Origin of the sequence: uncultured Microbacterium sp. (assembly GCF_963524805.1) — a bacterium.
Classification (GTDB): domain Bacteria; phylum Actinomycetota; class Actinomycetes; order Actinomycetales; family Microbacteriaceae; genus Microbacterium.
The window spans coordinates 326,858-341,341 of record NZ_CAURGG010000002.1 but is presented as its reverse complement, the minus strand read 5'-3'; the positions used below and the strand labels follow the sequence as shown (position 1 = coordinate 341,341).

The following is a 14,484-nucleotide window of genomic DNA, read 5'->3' as shown; positions in this document are numbered from 1 at the left end:
GTCCACGCCGTCAAGGGCCTCGCGGCACAGGCCGGGCCGGTGGTATCCATGACGGAAGGAGGAAGGAGCTCTTCATGCCGAAGGTCCATCTTGCTCCGCTCTCCTCGATCGCGGCGGGGCTGTGCGGTCTCTTCGCGGTCGACCGCGTCTCGCCACTGTCGGCCGCCGGGTGGGCTGCCGGTGTCCTCTACCTTGTCGTGTCGAACGGGCTCCTCGCCAGGGGGTTGCGGCGCAGCGGCATGGAAAACTTCGGATGGGGGAACGCCGCCACCGCCGCGCGGTCGACGCTCGTAGGCCTGGTCACGGCCCTGGTGACGACGTCGTTGAGCGCGCTCGTCTCGATGCCGCTGCTGATCGCGCTCACGACGATCGCGCTCGCGCTCGATGCGGTCGACGGCTGGCTCGCCCGCCGGACGGACAGTGTGAGCGCGCTCGGCGCCCGCTTCGACATGGAGGTGGATGCGTTCCTGCTGCTCGTGCTGAGCGCCTACGTCGCGACGATGCTCGGGTGGTGGGTGCTGACGATCGGCGCGCTGCGCTACGTGTTCGTGATCGCCGGGTGGGCGATGCCGTGGATGCGGCGCACTCTTCCGCCGCGCTACTGGCGCAAGGTCGTCACCGCGGTCGCCGGTGCCTCGCTGACCCTCGTGGCCACCGGCCTTCCCCCGATGTGGGCGAGCACATGCCTGACCGTGCTCGCCCTCGCCCTGCTGCTGGAGTCCTTCGGCCGGGATGTGATCTGGCTGATCGGCCGACGCGGCGACCTGACGGTCCGCGCGCGGACGGACCCGGAGAGAACGGAAGTCACATCATGACAGAGACGATTCCGCGCAGCATGTGGGTGCTGCGCATCCTCAGCGCCGCCCTACTGCTGATCACGGGCGGCATCCACCTCTATCTGGTCTTCAACGGGGTGGGCGGCATCCTCGGCGTGATGTTCGTGCTCAACGCCGTCGCCGGGCTCGTGCTGGCGATCGCGATGATCGTCCTGCGCGGCCCGCTTTTTCGCGCGGCCGCCGTCCTGAGCCTGCTGTTTCTGATCGCGACGCTGATGGCGCTCGTCCTCGCGCTGACCGTCGGATTGTTCGGCATCACCGAGACCTGGGACTTCATGCTCGTCCCCCAGACGGTGATCGTCGAGTCGATCGGCATCGTCGTGCTCGCGGTGACGACCGTCGCGGCGTTTCGCACCCGGCGCGACTGAGCGCCCTCGTCAGCGACCCGGTGTCAGATCTTCGCCGGGCGCCCGCCCAGGCTGCGCGCCTGCCAGGAATGCAGATCCGCGACCCACTCCCGTCGCCTGCCATGCGGATGTCGTCCGCGAGGTCGCCCAGCTCCGCGCCCGTGATGCCGGCGTCGACCACGAGAACACCGGAGGCGCCGCGGACCACGACGCTGTTGTTGCGCAGGAGAGCGCTCTGGTGGACCGACACGCCCTCCGCCACTCCGGTGATCACGACGGCGTCCCCTCCGCTCTGATGGCGTAGTGATGCATCGTCACACCCGACGCGAAAGAGTGTTGCTCGAGAAGATCCAGGTCGATCGGCAGCTCGTAGTCGTCGAACAGCGGGCGCCCGAAGCCGAGGATCGCGGGATGGGTCGCGAGCAGGAGCTCGTCCAGAAGTCCGGCACGCAGCAGCTGCGTCGCGAGCATGGCCCCGCCGACCCCGATCGTGCCGGATGTTTCGGCTCGGAGAGCGGCAAGCTGGGCGATCGCGTCGTCGCCGCCGATGATGCGGGTGTTGTGATCCGCGGCCTGGCGCGTCCGCGAGACGAGGACCTTCGGCTTGGTGGTCCAGATCTCGCCGTACTCGTGCAGGAAGTCCGGCAGTGTCGCGTCCTCGTGCGCCGTGGGCCAGAAGTCCTCCATCGTCTCGTAGAAGATGCGCCCGTGGACGATGACCGCGACCTCTCGCGCCCGCGCGTTGAACTCCCGGTGCAGCTCTTCGTCGATCTTCATCCACTCGCCGGTGCCGTTGTCGCCGGGAACCTGCTCGATGCGCAGGTCGAGCGACACGTTCATGGAGTACACGAATCGGCCCATGTGGTCCTCTTCCGTAGTGATTGCGATCTGCAACCACTATATTGGCGAGGGAAGGCCTGTCAAGGAGGAGTCGTGGACGCACCACCCCCGGATCCGATCACCGCCGCCGTCGACGTGCTCGCGGACCGCTGGTCGCTTCTGATCCTGCGCGACGTGATCTTCGCGGACCGCCGCTACTTTCGCGCACTGCTGACAGCATCGGCCGAGGGCATCGCGTCGAACATCCTGGCCGACCGCCTCAAGCGTCTCCTGGATGCCGGGCTCCTCACCCGCGGAGCGGCGGGGCGCGGTCAGCGCGCGCGCTTCAGTCTCACCGAGGCCGGCATCCGGACCCTGCCGATTCTGGTGGCCTACGGCAATTGGGGGGTGGACTGGCGACCTGGCAGCGCGGCGGCCCACGAGGCTCAGCAGGTGCTTCGCACCGGCGGGGACGCGCACATCGCCGATGTCATGCAGGAGCTTCGTGCCCGCCACCTCGACGCCTGAGCACGCGCTGCTGTCACCGTGCGGTGAGCGTCACCACCAGGAACGCCCGCGCAGCATCTCGCCGAAGTCCTCCGGCGCACCGCGGCCGGTGTGGCGTGAGCCGAGGTAGCTCTCGACCACCGCGCGTCCGAGGTCGTCGAGCTCGGGGGCGACGACGTGGCCGCCGGCGCGGCGCGCGAGCGCGTCGATGAAGCGCGCGAGGCCGGGGTCTTCGCCCAGGCGGAAGAACGTGGTCTGCGCGCCCAGCCGCTGCACCGTGTCGAGCTCGCGCACCGTGAGGGCGATGGTGCGGGGATCCGGCGGGTAGTCGAAGGACACGCGGCCGTCCGGCTCGAGGTGGGATGTGGGCTCGCCGTCGGTGACGATCAGCAGTACGGGCTGCGCCGTGGGGTTCCGCCGGAAGTGCCGCTGGGCGAGGAGCAGCCCGTGGTGGAGGTTCGTGCCCTTGTCCCACACGGCGTCCAGCGCGGTCAGTTTCTCGATGTCCATGACCTCGGCATGCCGGGCGAATGCGATCAGCTGCAGGCTGTCGCCCCGGAACCGGCTGGAGATGAGGTGGTGCAGAGCCAGCGCGGTCCGCTTCATCGGCACCCACCGCCCGTCCATCGCCATCGAGAAGGACGTGTCGACCAGGAGCGCGACGGCCGCCTGCGTGCGCTCCTCGGTTTCGACGACCTCGACGTCCCGGGTATCCAGGCGCACCCCGCTCGACGCGTCTGCGCCGGCTTCGACCGTGCGCAGCACGGCATTGGAGATCGTGCGCGGGATGTCCCACGCTTCGGTGTCGCCGAACGCCCATTCCCGTGTGGAGCCGGTGCGGTCGCCGGCCGCGCCGGCGTTGCGTGTCTCGCGGCGGCCGGTGCGGCCGGACTGATGTGTGGCGATGTCTCGCAGCAGCGCGCGACCGAGTTGCCTCATCGCGCGCGGAGTCAGGCGCAGGGCGCCGTCGGAGGCGCGCTGGAGCATGCCGGTGTCTTTGAGCTGCTGCTCGAGGTCGCGCAGAGCGCGAGCGCTCACGGCTGCCTCGTCCCCGACGAGCCGTCCGAGCGCGTCGACGTCGATGTCGTCCAACCGGGCGCCGGGGTAGGCCTGACCGAGCTGATCGGTCAGCGCGTCGAGGTCGGAGAGCTCCTGCATCACCCCGGTCGCCTCACCGAGGCCGGTCGGCTCGTCGCCCGAGAAGGATGCCGACCCCGACCAGTCCTCGCCAGGCCGGAGTGAGCGCAGGTTGTCGTCGAGCCGCGAGAGCGACTGCATGAGGTCGGGCGATCCGAAGGCCTGCGCAGCGAGGTTCATCAACTCTTCGCGCTGCTCGGGGGTCATCGAGTTGAGCATCCGGTTCGCGGCGGCCGAGCGCTCGGCCAGCGTGTCCAGCAGCTCGTCGAGTGTTTGCGGGTTCTCGGGGAACTGGTCGCCGTGCTTCGCCATGAAATCGGCGAAATCCTGCTCCGTGTCCTCGTCGAGCCGACGCTTCTCCAGCAGATCGTTCAGGTCGGCGAGCATGTCGCGGATCGCCTGGCGATCGGCATCCGTCGCCCCTTCGAGGGCGTTCTTCATGCCCGCGAAACGCTGGTCGAGCAGTTCGCGGCCGAGGAGCTCTCTGATGCGCTCGTAATCGGCGCGGGCTGCGGGACTCTGCCACGGATAATCGGCCAGCTCGTTGACGGCGGCCGCGGTGCTCGAGGGCAGGTTCTCCAGTCGCATCTCGGCGAAGGCGCGTTCGTCGTCGTCCATGTCGACATCGCGCACGAGGTGCTTGCGCTCCTCGAGCACCGCGTGCTCGAGGAGCTTGCGCACCTCTTCGAGCGTGCCGTCCAGGCGGTGCCGGCGCACCAGATCGGCGCGCCGCTCGCGCACGCGTCGTGCGAGATCGTCGAGGCCGAGCTGGTCGCGGGTGCCGCGCCGCAGATACTCGCGCATCGCCCGCTCGGCCGACGTGCCCGACATCACGTCGCGCCCGATCGCCTCGAGCGCCTCCTGCACCGGCACCGGCGGGGCGAGCGGATCGGGTCCGCCGTCGTACCGCCCGTACCGATTGGTGTGGGCGGGCACGCGGTGGAAGCCTCGGACCATCAGCGGGCCCTCGGCTGCGGTGATCGATCGCGCTCAACCATACACGGTCTCTCCGGCGGCGCTGTCCTTGCTGACGCGGCGCTCGAGGTAAAGCGCCTCCAGCAGCAGTTCGAGAGCGCCGGCGCGCTGGCCGATGGTCTGCGCGCCGAGGCGATCGGCCACCTGATCGTAGAGATCCGACTCGCCGAGCACCGGCATCGCCGCCACCACCTCCGCCGCCGGAACCTGCTCGCCGGTCATCACGGTCGCGCCGTCGTGCAGGGCGTCGACCAGACCGGTCGCGTCGATGCCGCGCAGGTGAGCGCGGGCCGTCTCGGCCACCGCGGTGCGCAGGAGGTGCTCGAGGATGGCACGCTCACGGCCCTCCTCGCCGGTTTCGAACTCGATCTTGCCGCCCAGCACGTCGACCGCCGTCTCCAGGTCGACGGGCCGGGCGACGCCGGCGTCCTCGTGCTGACGCGTCGCACGGTGCAGTGCCGCCGCCGCGATCGTCTCCGCCCCGGCGATCGCGAACCGCGCAGAGACGCCGGCACGCTGGTCGACGGCATCCGATTCCCGCAGGTTGCGCGTGAACCGCGCGAGGATCTCGAGCAGGTGCGCGGGGACTTCGGCGACGAGGTCGGCCTCCTGGCGGATGACCGCGACCTCCTCTTCGATCGTCTGCGGATAGTGCGTGCGGATCTCGGCGCCGAAGCGGTCCTGCAGGGGCGTGATGATGCGCCCGCGGTTCGTGTAGTCCTCCGGATTGGCCGTCGCGACCACGAGGACGTCGAGGTCGAGGCGCAGCAGGTAGCCGCGGATCTGGATGTCGCGCTCCTCCATGACATTCAGCAGCGACACCTGGATGCGCTCGGCGAGATCCGGCAGCTCGTTGATCGCGACGATGCCGCGGTGTGCCCGCGGAACGAGGCCGTAGTGGATCGTCTCGGGGTCGCCGAGCGAGCGACCCTCAGCCACCTTCATCGGATCGACGTCGCCGATGAGGTCGGCGACGGAGGTGTCGGGCGTGGCCAGCTTCTCGACGTACCGCTCGGAGCGGTGGCGCCACGCGACGGGCAGGTCGTCGCCCAGGTCGGAGGCGCGGCGCACGGAGGCGGGGATGACCGGATGGAACGGGTGCTCGCCCAGCTCCGAGCCGGCGATGACCGGCGACCACTCGTCGAGCAGACCCCCGAGGCTGCGCAACAGCCGAGTCTTCCCCTGCCCCCGCTCGCCGAGCAGCACGATGTCGTGGCCGGCGAGCAGGGCGCGTTCGAGCTGGGGAATCACTGTCGTGTCGAACCCGTGGATGCCGGGCCACGGGTCGCTGCCTGACGCGAGAGCTGTGAGCAGGTTCTCCCGCAGTTCGACTCGAAGCGGTCGGTAGGTGTGGCCCGATGCGCGCAGCTGACCGGTCGTGGCGATCGCGGGGGGCGATGTTCTCATGACGAGAGGGTAAGTCCGGCGGTGGCACACAGGGGCCGGATGCCGGGATTCACGAGCCGCCGGCGGCGCCCGATCCGCCGAATCGGCGCTGATCGGTCGCGTGGTTGTACTGTCGGGGCGGCTCGGGACCCAGCTCGCCGCCGCGCGGCCGGCGGGTCTCGTAGGTCTCCCGCCGGGGACGGAACACCGCGACGATCCGAGCCCAGAGGGAATTGCTTTCGCTCATGTCGCTCCTCGGCTCGTCCCGGCTCTGCCCGTGTCGCCGAGCCTACGCTCCGCATTAGGAGCTGTGTCGTGATTTCGCGGTCGTCCTGGTCTGTCGCTGCCTTGCGACAGCGCCTATCGCGTCCGATCGCGGCGCCGGGACATCCCGACGATGATCAGCCCGACGCCCACGAGCAGGACGATGGGCCCGATGATCGCCCAGAGCGACTCTCCGCTCATCACCGAGCCGCCCAGGATGCCGACGCCCTGCAGCGTCCAGATCAGCCCGACGACGCTCAGGATCACGCCGGAGACGAGGAACGGCCAGATCTTCTTCACGGGCTCACGATAGTCCGCCGAGCAATGGGATCGGCCCCTTGCCGGTGTCGGCGGGTCGTGGTTTCGTGGCCCCATGCGAACGACGACATCGGCAGACGGAACGAGCATCGCCTTCGATCAGGTCGGCGAAGGGCCGCCGGTCGTGATCGTGGGGGGCGCGTTCTCGGTCTCATCGGACGGGGACGCACTCGCGCGGGCGCTCGTCGATCGGGGGTTCTCCGCCGTGACGGTGGACCGCCGCGGCCGCGGCTCGAGCGGCGATAAGCGCGACTCCGCTCCGGAAGACGAAGCCGACGATCTCGCCGCGGTGGTCGAGGCCGTCGGCGGCGGCGCGATCGTCCTGGGCCACTCGTCCGGCGCCGTGCTCGCACTCCTCGCAGCGTCTCGAGGGGCCGCGATCGGAGGGCTGTTCCTCTCCGAGCCGCCGTTCCGATTCGGCCTCGACGACCCCGACCCTCTGCTGGCCGAGCGCCTGCAGCAGCTCGTCGATGCCGGCAGGAATGACGACGCGGTGGTCACCTTCCAGCTCGAGGGGGTGGAACTGCCTCCAGAGATGGTGGAGTCGATCCGCCGAAGCGACGTGTTCGCGAACCTTCTGCCGCTCGCACAGTCGACCGTCTACGACGCGAAGCTGACGGCACAGGTCTCGACGCCCACGCCCGAGATGCTGGCGGTGTCGCAACCGGTCACCATCCTGCGCGGCGAGCAAACCTTCCCGATGCTCATCACCGCGGCCGACCGGCTGGCGAGCGAGATGGATGCCGCCGAGTTGGTCATCGTGCCGGAATCGGTCATGCACCGCCCCGACCCCGACGCGACGGCGCGGGTGATCCAGGAGCGCGTGTGACGAGCGCGTCACGCGTGAAGCACGGGCGCCAAGAGCTCGTTGATCGCCTGTTCCGTTTCTGACTGACCGAGGCCACCGTCGAAGCGCAGTATCCGCCACGTGGTCGCATCGCAGATGGCGACGATCTGAGCGAGTCGCCGTGACGTGTCCGCGCTGTCGCCTCGCTCCGCAAGATGCCCGGCGAAGGCGCGACGGCACCAGTCGACGTGATACGCCCGGCCGCGTGCGGCGATCTCTCCGAGACCGGGCACGAGTGGCGCCTCCGAGTACGTCTTCAGGATCAGCACCCCGTACTCCTCGTAGTGTTCGACGAGAGCTCGGATCGTCTCCTGCGGTGCGGCACTCAGCGCACCCTCCCGCCGGTGGGCGATTCGAGCCAACTCGCGCTCCACCGTGGTCGTCATCAGTGCGGGCTTGCTGCCGAACCGCCGGATCACCGTCTGGACGGTGACGCCGGCGGCCGATGCGATGTCCTCGAGCCGCACCCGCTCGTACGGCGTGGTCCGCAGAGCCGCGAGCATGGCGTCCACGATCCGCTCACCGGTCTGCTCGGCCGAGCCCGCGCGTGCCGACATCCGGTACTTGCGCTCATTCATGTTAATGAGACTAACATGAACCCATGCACACTCACGTAGAACACACTGAGCGCGTCGAGACGCGGCTCGGATCACTGTCCATCCGTCGGATCGGCACGGGACGGCCGACGATCCTCTGGTCCTCGATGTTCGTGGACAGTCACACCTGGGACCGGATGCTGCCCCTGCTCCTGGCGGAGGCGCCCGATCGCGAATTCCTGCTGGTCGACCCGCCGGGACTGGGGCTCAGTGATCCCCTCGCCGGGACGACCACGATCGCGGAGGCGTCGGATGCCGGCAGGGACGCGATCGCTGCGCTGGGGGTCACCGAGCCGGTGGACTGGGTGGGAAACGCATTCGGAGGGCACGTCGGCTACCAGTTGGCAACGGACCCGTCACTGATCCGAAGCTTCGTGGCCATCAGTGCACCGACGCAGCCCATCGCACCGGATGTCCGGCGCCAGATCGCGGTCCTTCACCCGCTGCTCCGTGTGGCGGGTCCGATCGGGCCCGTCCGCAGCGCGATCGTTTCCGCGATGCTCACCGAACAGTCCGCGGCGGATCCTGAGATCCTGCGCGTGGTGGTCGACAGTCTCGGCCGGCCGTCCCGGTCGAGCATGAGCCATGCCCTGAGATCGTTCATCATCGATCGCACCGATGTCACCGACCTGCTGGAGCGCATCCGCGTTCCGAGCCTGTTCATCTCGTCCGACGACCGCGGCGACTGGAGTCCCGAAGACGCCCGCCGCGCAGCGGCGAGCGCACCCGGCGCTTCCGCGATCACCATTTCGAAAGCCCGCACGCTCGTGCCCCTCGAGCAGCCCGCCGCGGTGGCAGCCGCCCTGGTGGACTTCTGGACCGGCGTCGCATGACCCGCTTGCCGAAGCAGATTGCGGCCGCGCAACAGGCCCGAGCCGCATCGCCGGTGGCAGGATCGGAGGATGGCGAGCGATCAGTGGCCGACTTTGACGCACCCGGCTGACGGCGTGTGGAACGACGTGAGCCGGGGATTCCGCCGATGGGAGAAGTCGACTGTTCTCGGGACCGGAGCGGCCGTGTGGGACTGGGCGAGCGAGGAAGTGCTGGGCTGGGGGGTCAAGACCCGCAGCGGATTCCTCGTCCCCTCCGCTGACGCCGTGACCGAAGGCAGCAGGCCGGTGATCCTCGCCCACGCGTTCGGCCTTTCGATCCGCGAGCCGGTCGAGGTGGTCGACGTAGTCCGGACGCCGCACCGCGTCGGCTTCGCCTATCGGACGCTTCCGGGTCATCCGGTCTCCGGTGAAGAGGCATTCATCGTGCATCGTGATCAGGACGAGCTCGTGACCCTCACCATCCGGTCACTGACCCGCCCCTCCGACAGCCCGCGCTGGCGCGCGGCATATCCCGCACTGCTGATCGCACAGCAGGTGGCGCGACGCCGCTATCTGCGCGCGCTGCGCATACGGGCGCACGGAGGGACGGTGGAGCACGATGTTCACCGTCACTGAGACCGTATCGATCGACCGGTCGCCCTACGACGTGTTCGAATTCCTGACTGACGGTCGCAATCGCCCGCAATGGGACGCGACGGTCATCTCCGAGGAGGTGACCTCGGAGGGACCGGTCGGCGTGGGTAGCACGATCCACACCCGCATGCTGGCGATGGGCCGGGAAGTGGATTTCGACTGGCGGGTCACGGCCTTCGAGACGCCGACCCGCATGTCGATCGTGAGCACGGCGGGAATGCTGCCGACGTCACTGACCTTCGAGTTCTCTCCCTCAGGAGACAGCTGCATCGCCACCGCGACGATCGAGGGGGATCCTCCCGGGATGCTGCGCTTCGTCGAACCGATGATCGCCGGAGGCGTGCGCTCCACCCTTGCCACGGGCCTTGCGCGGGCCAAGGCCGTGCTGGAGGCCCCGGCTGAGTGACGCGGCCGACGCGGCTCAGGTTCGCTGGTCGTAGTGGCGCACCTGCTCGTCACGCTCGAGCAGGTATCGGTCGTCCTCGGGATAGAAGACGGCTCGATCGCGGTCGGCCCCGGCGAACCCGGTGATCGCGTCCAGCGACTCCCATCGCGAGACCGTGGCGATCTCGGTGCGGCCGTCGCCCAGATCCCTGGTCAGCAGCCACGCATCCAGGTTCCCCGGCGTCGTGCGATATTGCGCCATCCCGGTCGCTTGCACGTAGTCGACATACGCGTCGCGGTCCTGCGTCCGCACGATGCCCGTCCACATTCGAATCACCGCTCGCTCCTGTGCCATCGCTCCAGCCTGCACCCCGCCGGCGCTGCCGACCACCTCTTTTCCGCCAGACGGCGACGTTCGTCGGCCGGGAAGGCTCTGCCCGCTGACGCCGCCCGCGTCAACCCCTTTGTGGCCCTTCGCCCCGGAACACAGGCTGTCCGCGACCGATAGCCGGGCGGAGGAGCATGACATCGACCGATTCACGAGCGTGAGCGCGGAGGACGGCCGGTGACGGGCCTCGCCGAAGACCTCGATCAGGCATCCCCGACGCCGACGCGCTGGAGGGTACGGCTGCGCACGGCCTCCGTGGATCTGCTGCGCCGGCGATCCGGCATCGAGCCACTGGAGCGCGGCTGGGCCTGGCCCGTTCTGGCCGTGTGGGCGGCCGGGCGCGCGCTCAACGTGACACTGCTCTGGGTCGCCTACTTCTCATCGAGAATCGCCGGATGGACGTTCGGACCCGATGGCGCGCGAGCGCACACCTTTCTGGACTTCCTCTCGGGGTGGGATGCCGAACGCTACGGCGCCATCGCCACGACCGGCTACCCGGTGTCGCTACCGACGGATGCGTCAGGAGCGGTCGAGCGCAACAACTGGGCTTTCCTTCCGGTCTTCCCCCTGCTGGAGAGGACCGTCAGCGCCCTGACCGGCCTGCCGTGGCAGGTCATCGGCGTTCTGATCAGCGTGGCCGCCTCGGCTGCCGCGACGCTCGCGCTCTTCGCACTTCTTCGCAGCGTCACCGACGCCCGCGCGGCGAGGTGGGCCGTGGTGCTCTTCTCCTTCGGTCCGCTGTCGTTCGTCTTCGTCCTGGGCTACGCGGAGTCGCTCTTCCTGGTGCTGCTCTTCTCTGCGCTGCTGCTGGCCGTGCGACGCCGATACCTGAGCATCGCCCCCCTCGGCGTCATCGCCGCCTTCACCAGACCGGGAGCCGTCGCGTTGGCCTTGGGGCTCGGCATCCTGCTCCTGCTTCGATGGATGCTGCGCGATCGCGACCCGCTGACGCGGTCCGAGGCCATCGGCCTGGTCGTGTCAGGGGGCGCGACGGCGATCTGCGGGGTCATGTGGCCGGTGATCGCGGACGCGGTGACCGGGCAGTCAGGCACGTACGTGCGCAGCAGATGGCGTGGTGGGTGCCGTTCCTCGGTGAGGGCAGCTTTCTGCCACTCGCGCCCTGCCTGGTGATGGGATGGACCTGGCTGGGCCCGCTCGGAGTGGCGTTCTTCGTGATTCTGGCGGGCGCCGTCTTCCGCTGGATCCTCTCAGCGCAGGTGCGCAGGCTGGGAATCGAGGTCGTGGGTTTCGCCCTCAGCTACACGCTGTACCTGTTCGCCGTCTTCCTGCCGACGCAGAGCCTCGCGCGCCTCGTGCTGCCGCTGACTCCGCTGCTCGCCGACAGCAGGCTCTCGGCATCCGCCCGCGCCCGACGGTGGTCGCTGGGCGGCAGCATCGCCCTGCAGGCCGTGGCGCTCTATCTGCTCTGGGCGCTCGGCAACCCGTGAATTCCGCTTGAGCCATAGCCCTCGGGCCGATGCGAGCCCTATGTTTGCGACAGCGTCTGGCAGCAGGACGCGACCACACATCGGAGACAGCCGCCCGCCGGGCGGCCCGACAGAATGGACGTCGAATGCCAGAGAACAGAAAGCCGACCATCGTCCTCGTGCATGGCGCGTGGGCCGACGCATCCAGCTGGAATGCGATCATCTCCCCGCTGCAGTCGCAGGGCTATCAGGTGCTCGCGCCGCCGAATGAACTGCGCGGGCTGACGTCGGATGCCGCCTACATCGGCTCCTTCCTCGCGCAGAGCACGTCCGGTCCGGTGGTGCTCGTCGGCCACTCCTACGGCGGTGCGGTGATCACCAACGCCGCCACGCAGGGCGGGGATGTCCGCGCCCTGGTCTACATCGATGCGTTCATCCCCGACGAAGGCGACACGGTGGTGAGCCTGCTCGATGGCTCGACATCGGCGCTGGCGGTCGCCGACCCGACCACCGTGCTGGACGTGGCGGGCTACCCGGGCGCGCCGGAAGGAGCAGCGGAGGCGTTCCTCAAGCCGGAGACGGTGCACAACGCGTTCGCTCAGGATCTGTCCGAGACCGACCGCCTGCTGATCGTCGCCGGCCAGCGGCCCGCCTCTTTCGTGGCGAACGTGACGCCCTCGGGTGTGCCCGCGTGGAAGACGATCCCGAGCTGGGCGGTCGTCGGAACCGAGGATCTGGTGATTCCGCCGGACCTCCAGCGCCGCATGGCCGAAAACGCCGGGGCAACGATCAGCGAGGTCCGGGCGTCGCACGTGTCGATGGTCTCGCAGCCGGAGGCGACGCTCGCAGCCATCCAGGCCGCGGTCGACTCGATCGCCTGAGCCTGTGTCGGCGGGGGATGAGCTCGGCCCCGCGGAGTACCTGGCTGTCGCCTCCCTGCAGGCCGATGCCCTCGTGACCGAGGACCCCGAGCTCATGGCGGCCGCGGAAGGCATCGTGGCGGTGGCCCCGTACGCCGCTCTCGGACGGTGACCGTCGCGCAGGATTCCACGCCAAGCGCCGTCGGATAATGAGGTGATGGAGCCCTGGGAGACGCGCGAGTGGTACGCCGAGTACCTCGAGGCCTGCAACCGGCACGACCTGGCGGCGATCCGTTCCTTCATCGATCCGGCAGTGCGGCGTGCGCACTTGCCCGCGGGATCCGAGGCCTGGATCGGGGACATGGCGGACCTGTTCCACGCGTTTCCCGACTGGCGATGGCGCCGAATCCAGATCATCGTCGAGGACGACCGTCTGGCGGTGCATCTGCGGGCGGGCGGGACTCATCTCGGCGTCTTCCGGGGCATCGCCCCCACCCGCCGACACGCGAACGTCGCGGAGTTCGCGATGTACCGGGTGGCCAAGGGGCGGATCGTGGAGTTCTCGGGCACCGCGGACAATGTCGAACTGCTGTCGCAGCTCACGGCATAGTCGGGGCCGTACCCCGGCGATCGAGGAGGGTCAACCCGGTTCCCCTGGCGGCGCCGCTGGGTGAGGCTGGGACAGGTCGGGAAAGACCCCGGCCGCACGGAAGGAGCACTTCATGAGCACCCTCGATCCCACTCCTGGTGGACCCGGCGGATCGCCCCTCGGGCCGGATGCGATTCCGGTGCCCGACGAGAACCCTCCCGGTCCGACTGTCCCCGAGCGCGCCCCGCACGACCCGGGCACGGGGTCGGGTCCGTCGGTCCCCGCTCCGGACGAACCGCTGAGTCCGAGTCCCGATGAGCCCACGATCCCCACGCCGGACGAGCCCACGTTCCCGTCGCCGGGCGAGCCCACGTTCCCGTCGCCGACGGAGCCGACTCCGGGCGCGCCGGAGGCCTGAGACGCAGTTCAGAGCGGCCGGACAGTGAGGAGGCTGGTCCCGTGCTCCGACGCGGATCCGCGGGGGCCGACCTCTTCGAATCCCAGTTTCTCGAGCACGCGCCTCGAGGCGACGTTCCAGTCCCAGACAGACGCCTGCAGTTGCTGGAATCCCATCTCGGTCGCCCATGCCAGCACCGCCTTTGCGGCTTCGGTGGCGAAGCCCTGGCCGTGCGACGTGCGCAGCAGTTCGAACGCCAGTTCGGGTGCGTCGGTCGAGCCCGCGGAGGGGAGGATCAGGCCGCAATAGCCGATGACCTCGCCGGTATCTCGGCGCTCGACAGCGAAGAGGCCCTCAGGCTCGACCCTGATGCGTGCTGCGATCTCCGCCGTGGTCGGCCGGCCGGCGGCGTCGATCCGTCGATGCGCGGGCACACGGGGGTCTCGCTCACCCCACAGGCGGCGGTACACCGCTGCTTCCTCTGCACGGCGCGGACGAAGCATCAGACGCTCTGTCGTGAGGTCGTGGAGCATGATCTCACACGCCGCCGTCGAACTCGCGGCGCAGATACTTCGGCGCCTGCACCCTCCACGCCTCGGTGATCAGTTCCGCGAGGTGATCCTGTGCGATGCCGGCCATGCGGAAAGCGACCTTCGGCTCGCTCCAGGGGGTCGTGGGTCCCAGGAAGGTGTCAGGCTCCATCTCGCGCAGCGCGAGCGCATCCAGGCGATCGCCGACCTTGACCCCGACGACGAGCTCACCCGCCATGATGGCCCGCATCTCGGGCGGAACGCTCGGCCAGGGATGGCACTCCCACGCATAGAGCTTGTGGCGCACGAACCATGCGGCACCCCCGGTCGTCGAGCGCTCTTCGCTGCCCGGCAGACCGGCCGCAACACGGCGCAGGTCGTCGAGAGTGGCCACAGCGAGAGCGTACGCCG

Annotated in this window: 22 protein-coding genes; 13 read left to right on the top strand and 9 right to left on the bottom strand. The window is 69.3% G+C overall.

The window, feature by feature from the left end; genetic code table 11:
* Positions 1-74 precede the first annotated feature (74 nt).
* Together RWQ91_RS06045 and RWQ91_RS06040 are read left to right on the top strand one after the other, a co-directional pair.
* Positions 75-815, top strand: a complete 741-nt coding sequence (locus RWQ91_RS06045) for a CDP-alcohol phosphatidyltransferase family protein (RefSeq protein WP_314503592.1) — start codon at positions 75-77, stop codon at positions 813-815.
* Complete coding sequence (locus RWQ91_RS06040; RefSeq protein WP_314503589.1) at positions 812-1,204, top strand: hypothetical protein; 393 nt, start codon at positions 812-814, stop codon at positions 1,202-1,204. The genes RWQ91_RS06045 and RWQ91_RS06040 overlap by 4 nt, the downstream gene beginning before the upstream one ends.
* A gap of 249 nt (positions 1,205-1,453) precedes the next feature.
* Here the strand turns inward: RWQ91_RS06040 and RWQ91_RS06035 are convergent, their stop codons facing one another.
* Positions 1,454-2,044: a dihydrofolate reductase family protein gene (locus RWQ91_RS06035; RefSeq protein WP_314503586.1), complete on the bottom strand. Its 591-nt coding sequence runs from the start codon at positions 2,042-2,044 to the stop codon at positions 1,454-1,456.
* 72 nt (positions 2,045-2,116) lie between these two features.
* Here RWQ91_RS06035 and RWQ91_RS06030 point away from each other — a divergent pair, with 72 nt between their 5' ends.
* Positions 2,117-2,530 (top strand): helix-turn-helix domain-containing protein, encoded by a 414-nt coding sequence (locus tag RWQ91_RS06030; protein ID WP_314503583.1) that lies wholly within the window; start codon positions 2,117-2,119, stop codon positions 2,528-2,530.
* A 30-nt stretch (positions 2,531-2,560) separates the two neighbouring features.
* Here the strand turns inward: RWQ91_RS06030 and RWQ91_RS06025 are convergent, their stop codons facing one another.
* From RWQ91_RS06025 to RWQ91_RS06010, 4 genes are all read right to left on the bottom strand, one after another.
* The gene (locus tag RWQ91_RS06025) at positions 2,561-4,582 is read right to left on the bottom strand and encodes a VWA domain-containing protein (protein ID WP_314503581.1); all 2,022 of its coding nucleotides are present in this window, start codon (positions 4,580-4,582) and stop codon (positions 2,561-2,563) included.
* A 54-nt stretch (positions 4,583-4,636) separates the two neighbouring features.
* The gene (locus tag RWQ91_RS06020; RefSeq protein WP_314503578.1) at positions 4,637-6,028 is read right to left on the bottom strand and encodes a sigma 54-interacting transcriptional regulator; all 1,392 of its coding nucleotides are present in this window, start codon (positions 6,026-6,028) and stop codon (positions 4,637-4,639) included.
* Positions 6,029-6,077: 49 nt separating this feature from the next.
* The gene (locus RWQ91_RS06015; RefSeq protein WP_314503576.1) at positions 6,078-6,254 is read right to left on the bottom strand and encodes a hypothetical protein; all 177 of its coding nucleotides are present in this window, start codon (positions 6,252-6,254) and stop codon (positions 6,078-6,080) included.
* A gap of 113 nt (positions 6,255-6,367) precedes the next feature.
* The gene (locus RWQ91_RS06010) at positions 6,368-6,571 is read right to left on the bottom strand and encodes a hypothetical protein (protein ID WP_314503574.1); all 204 of its coding nucleotides are present in this window, start codon (positions 6,569-6,571) and stop codon (positions 6,368-6,370) included.
* Between the two features lie 73 nt (positions 6,572-6,644).
* On the opposite strand from RWQ91_RS06010, the gene RWQ91_RS06005 reads away from it, so the two are divergent.
* Positions 6,645-7,418 (top strand): alpha/beta hydrolase, encoded by a 774-nt coding sequence (locus tag RWQ91_RS06005; protein ID WP_314503571.1) that lies wholly within the window; start codon positions 6,645-6,647, stop codon positions 7,416-7,418.
* An 8-nt stretch (positions 7,419-7,426) separates the two neighbouring features.
* Here the strand turns inward: RWQ91_RS06005 and RWQ91_RS06000 are convergent, their stop codons facing one another.
* Positions 7,427-8,014 (bottom strand): TetR/AcrR family transcriptional regulator, encoded by a 588-nt coding sequence (locus tag RWQ91_RS06000; RefSeq protein WP_314503570.1) that lies wholly within the window; start codon positions 8,012-8,014, stop codon positions 7,427-7,429.
* A 23-nt stretch (positions 8,015-8,037) separates the two neighbouring features.
* On the opposite strand from RWQ91_RS06000, the gene RWQ91_RS05995 reads away from it, so the two are divergent.
* The 3 genes from RWQ91_RS05995 to RWQ91_RS05985 all read left to right on the top strand — a co-directional run bounded on the left by RWQ91_RS05995 (position 8,038) and on the right by RWQ91_RS05985 (position 9,904).
* Complete coding sequence (locus RWQ91_RS05995; protein ID WP_314503567.1) at positions 8,038-8,865, top strand: alpha/beta hydrolase; 828 nt, start codon at positions 8,038-8,040, stop codon at positions 8,863-8,865.
* Positions 8,866-8,934: 69 nt separating this feature from the next.
* Positions 8,935-9,480 carry a DUF1990 domain-containing protein gene (locus RWQ91_RS05990; RefSeq protein WP_314503564.1) on the top strand — a complete coding sequence of 182 codons (546 nt, stop codon included), beginning with the start codon at positions 8,935-8,937 and terminating at the stop codon, positions 9,478-9,480.
* Positions 9,464-9,904, top strand: a complete 441-nt coding sequence (locus RWQ91_RS05985; protein WP_314503562.1) for an SRPBCC family protein — start codon at positions 9,464-9,466, stop codon at positions 9,902-9,904. Before RWQ91_RS05990 ends, RWQ91_RS05985 begins: the two co-directional genes overlap by 17 nt.
* Positions 9,905-9,919: 15 nt before the next feature.
* Here the strand turns inward: RWQ91_RS05985 and RWQ91_RS05980 are convergent, their stop codons facing one another.
* Entirely contained in the window at positions 9,920-10,237 is a 318-nt protein-coding gene (locus tag RWQ91_RS05980; protein ID WP_314503559.1) for a hypothetical protein, read from the bottom strand.
* Positions 10,238-10,447: 210 nt separating this feature from the next.
* Here RWQ91_RS05980 and RWQ91_RS05975 point away from each other — a divergent pair, with 210 nt between their 5' ends.
* The 6 genes from RWQ91_RS05975 to RWQ91_RS05950 all read left to right on the top strand — a co-directional run bounded on the left by RWQ91_RS05975 (position 10,448) and on the right by RWQ91_RS05950 (position 13,564).
* A complete protein-coding gene (locus RWQ91_RS05975) occupies positions 10,448-11,401 on the top strand; it encodes a hypothetical protein (protein ID WP_314503556.1) in 954 nt (317 codons plus the stop codon).
* A complete protein-coding gene (locus RWQ91_RS05970) occupies positions 11,401-11,718 on the top strand; it encodes a hypothetical protein (RefSeq protein WP_314503553.1) in 318 nt (105 codons plus the stop codon). Before RWQ91_RS05975 ends, RWQ91_RS05970 begins: the two co-directional genes overlap by 1 nt.
* Positions 11,719-11,843: 125 nt before the next feature.
* A complete protein-coding gene (locus RWQ91_RS05965; RefSeq protein WP_314503550.1) occupies positions 11,844-12,578 on the top strand; it encodes an alpha/beta hydrolase in 735 nt (244 codons plus the stop codon).
* A gap of 4 nt (positions 12,579-12,582) precedes the next feature.
* Complete coding sequence (locus tag RWQ91_RS05960; RefSeq protein ID WP_314503548.1) at positions 12,583-12,729, top strand: hypothetical protein; 147 nt, start codon at positions 12,583-12,585, stop codon at positions 12,727-12,729.
* Positions 12,730-12,774: 45 nt separating this feature from the next.
* Positions 12,775-13,167: an ester cyclase gene (locus RWQ91_RS05955; protein WP_314504345.1), complete on the top strand. Its 393-nt coding sequence runs from the start codon at positions 12,775-12,777 to the stop codon at positions 13,165-13,167.
* Between the two features lie 112 nt (positions 13,168-13,279).
* Positions 13,280-13,564 carry a hypothetical protein gene (locus RWQ91_RS05950; RefSeq protein WP_314503546.1) on the top strand — a complete coding sequence of 95 codons (285 nt, stop codon included), beginning with the start codon at positions 13,280-13,282 and terminating at the stop codon, positions 13,562-13,564.
* An 8-nt stretch (positions 13,565-13,572) separates the two neighbouring features.
* On the opposite strand, the gene RWQ91_RS05945 is transcribed toward RWQ91_RS05950, so the two are convergent.
* Together RWQ91_RS05945 and RWQ91_RS05940 are read right to left on the bottom strand one after the other, a co-directional pair.
* The gene (locus RWQ91_RS05945; RefSeq protein ID WP_314504341.1) at positions 13,573-14,046 is read right to left on the bottom strand and encodes a GNAT family N-acetyltransferase; all 474 of its coding nucleotides are present in this window, start codon (positions 14,044-14,046) and stop codon (positions 13,573-13,575) included.
* A 34-nt stretch (positions 14,047-14,080) separates the two neighbouring features.
* Positions 14,081-14,467 carry a hypothetical protein gene (locus RWQ91_RS05940; RefSeq protein WP_314503545.1) on the bottom strand — a complete coding sequence of 129 codons (387 nt, stop codon included), beginning with the start codon at positions 14,465-14,467 and terminating at the stop codon, positions 14,081-14,083.
* Positions 14,468-14,484: the final 17 nt, after the last annotated feature.

Bases quoted from the DNA above. Each gene is read 5' to 3' on its own strand.
- RWQ91_RS05980 (WP_314503559.1), bottom strand. From the start codon at position 10,237: ATGGCACAGGAGCGAGCGGTGATTCGAATGTGGACGGGCATCGTGCGG.
- RWQ91_RS05970 (WP_314503553.1), top strand. From the start codon at position 11,401: ATGGGATGGACCTGGCTGGGCCCGCTCGGAGTGGCGTTCTTCGTGATT.
- RWQ91_RS06000 (WP_314503570.1), bottom strand. From the start codon at position 8,014: ATGAATGAGCGCAAGTACCGGATGTCGGCACGCGCGGGCTCGGCCGAG.
- RWQ91_RS05990 (WP_314503564.1), top strand. From the start codon at position 8,935: ATGGCGAGCGATCAGTGGCCGACTTTGACGCACCCGGCTGACGGCGTG.
- RWQ91_RS06045 (WP_314503592.1), top strand. From the start codon at position 75: ATGCCGAAGGTCCATCTTGCTCCGCTCTCCTCGATCGCGGCGGGGCTG.
- RWQ91_RS06015 (WP_314503576.1), bottom strand. From the start codon at position 6,254: ATGAGCGAAAGCAATTCCCTCTGGGCTCGGATCGTCGCGGTGTTCCGT.
- RWQ91_RS06035 (WP_314503586.1), bottom strand. From the start codon at position 2,044: ATGGGCCGATTCGTGTACTCCATGAACGTGTCGCTCGACCTGCGCATC.
- RWQ91_RS06040 (WP_314503589.1), top strand. From the start codon at position 812: ATGACAGAGACGATTCCGCGCAGCATGTGGGTGCTGCGCATCCTCAGC.
- RWQ91_RS05945 (WP_314504341.1), bottom strand. From the start codon at position 14,046: ATGCTTCGTCCGCGCCGTGCAGAGGAAGCAGCGGTGTACCGCCGCCTG.
- RWQ91_RS05995 (WP_314503567.1), top strand. From the start codon at position 8,038: ATGCACACTCACGTAGAACACACTGAGCGCGTCGAGACGCGGCTCGGA.
- RWQ91_RS05950 (WP_314503546.1), top strand. From the start codon at position 13,280: ATGAGCACCCTCGATCCCACTCCTGGTGGACCCGGCGGATCGCCCCTC.
- RWQ91_RS05985 (WP_314503562.1), top strand. From the start codon at position 9,464: ATGTTCACCGTCACTGAGACCGTATCGATCGACCGGTCGCCCTACGAC.
- RWQ91_RS05965 (WP_314503550.1), top strand. From the start codon at position 11,844: ATGCCAGAGAACAGAAAGCCGACCATCGTCCTCGTGCATGGCGCGTGG.
- RWQ91_RS05955 (WP_314504345.1), top strand. From the start codon at position 12,775: ATGGAGCCCTGGGAGACGCGCGAGTGGTACGCCGAGTACCTCGAGGCC.
- RWQ91_RS06020 (WP_314503578.1), bottom strand. From the start codon at position 6,028: ATGAGAACATCGCCCCCCGCGATCGCCACGACCGGTCAGCTGCGCGCA.
- RWQ91_RS06005 (WP_314503571.1), top strand. From the start codon at position 6,645: ATGCGAACGACGACATCGGCAGACGGAACGAGCATCGCCTTCGATCAG.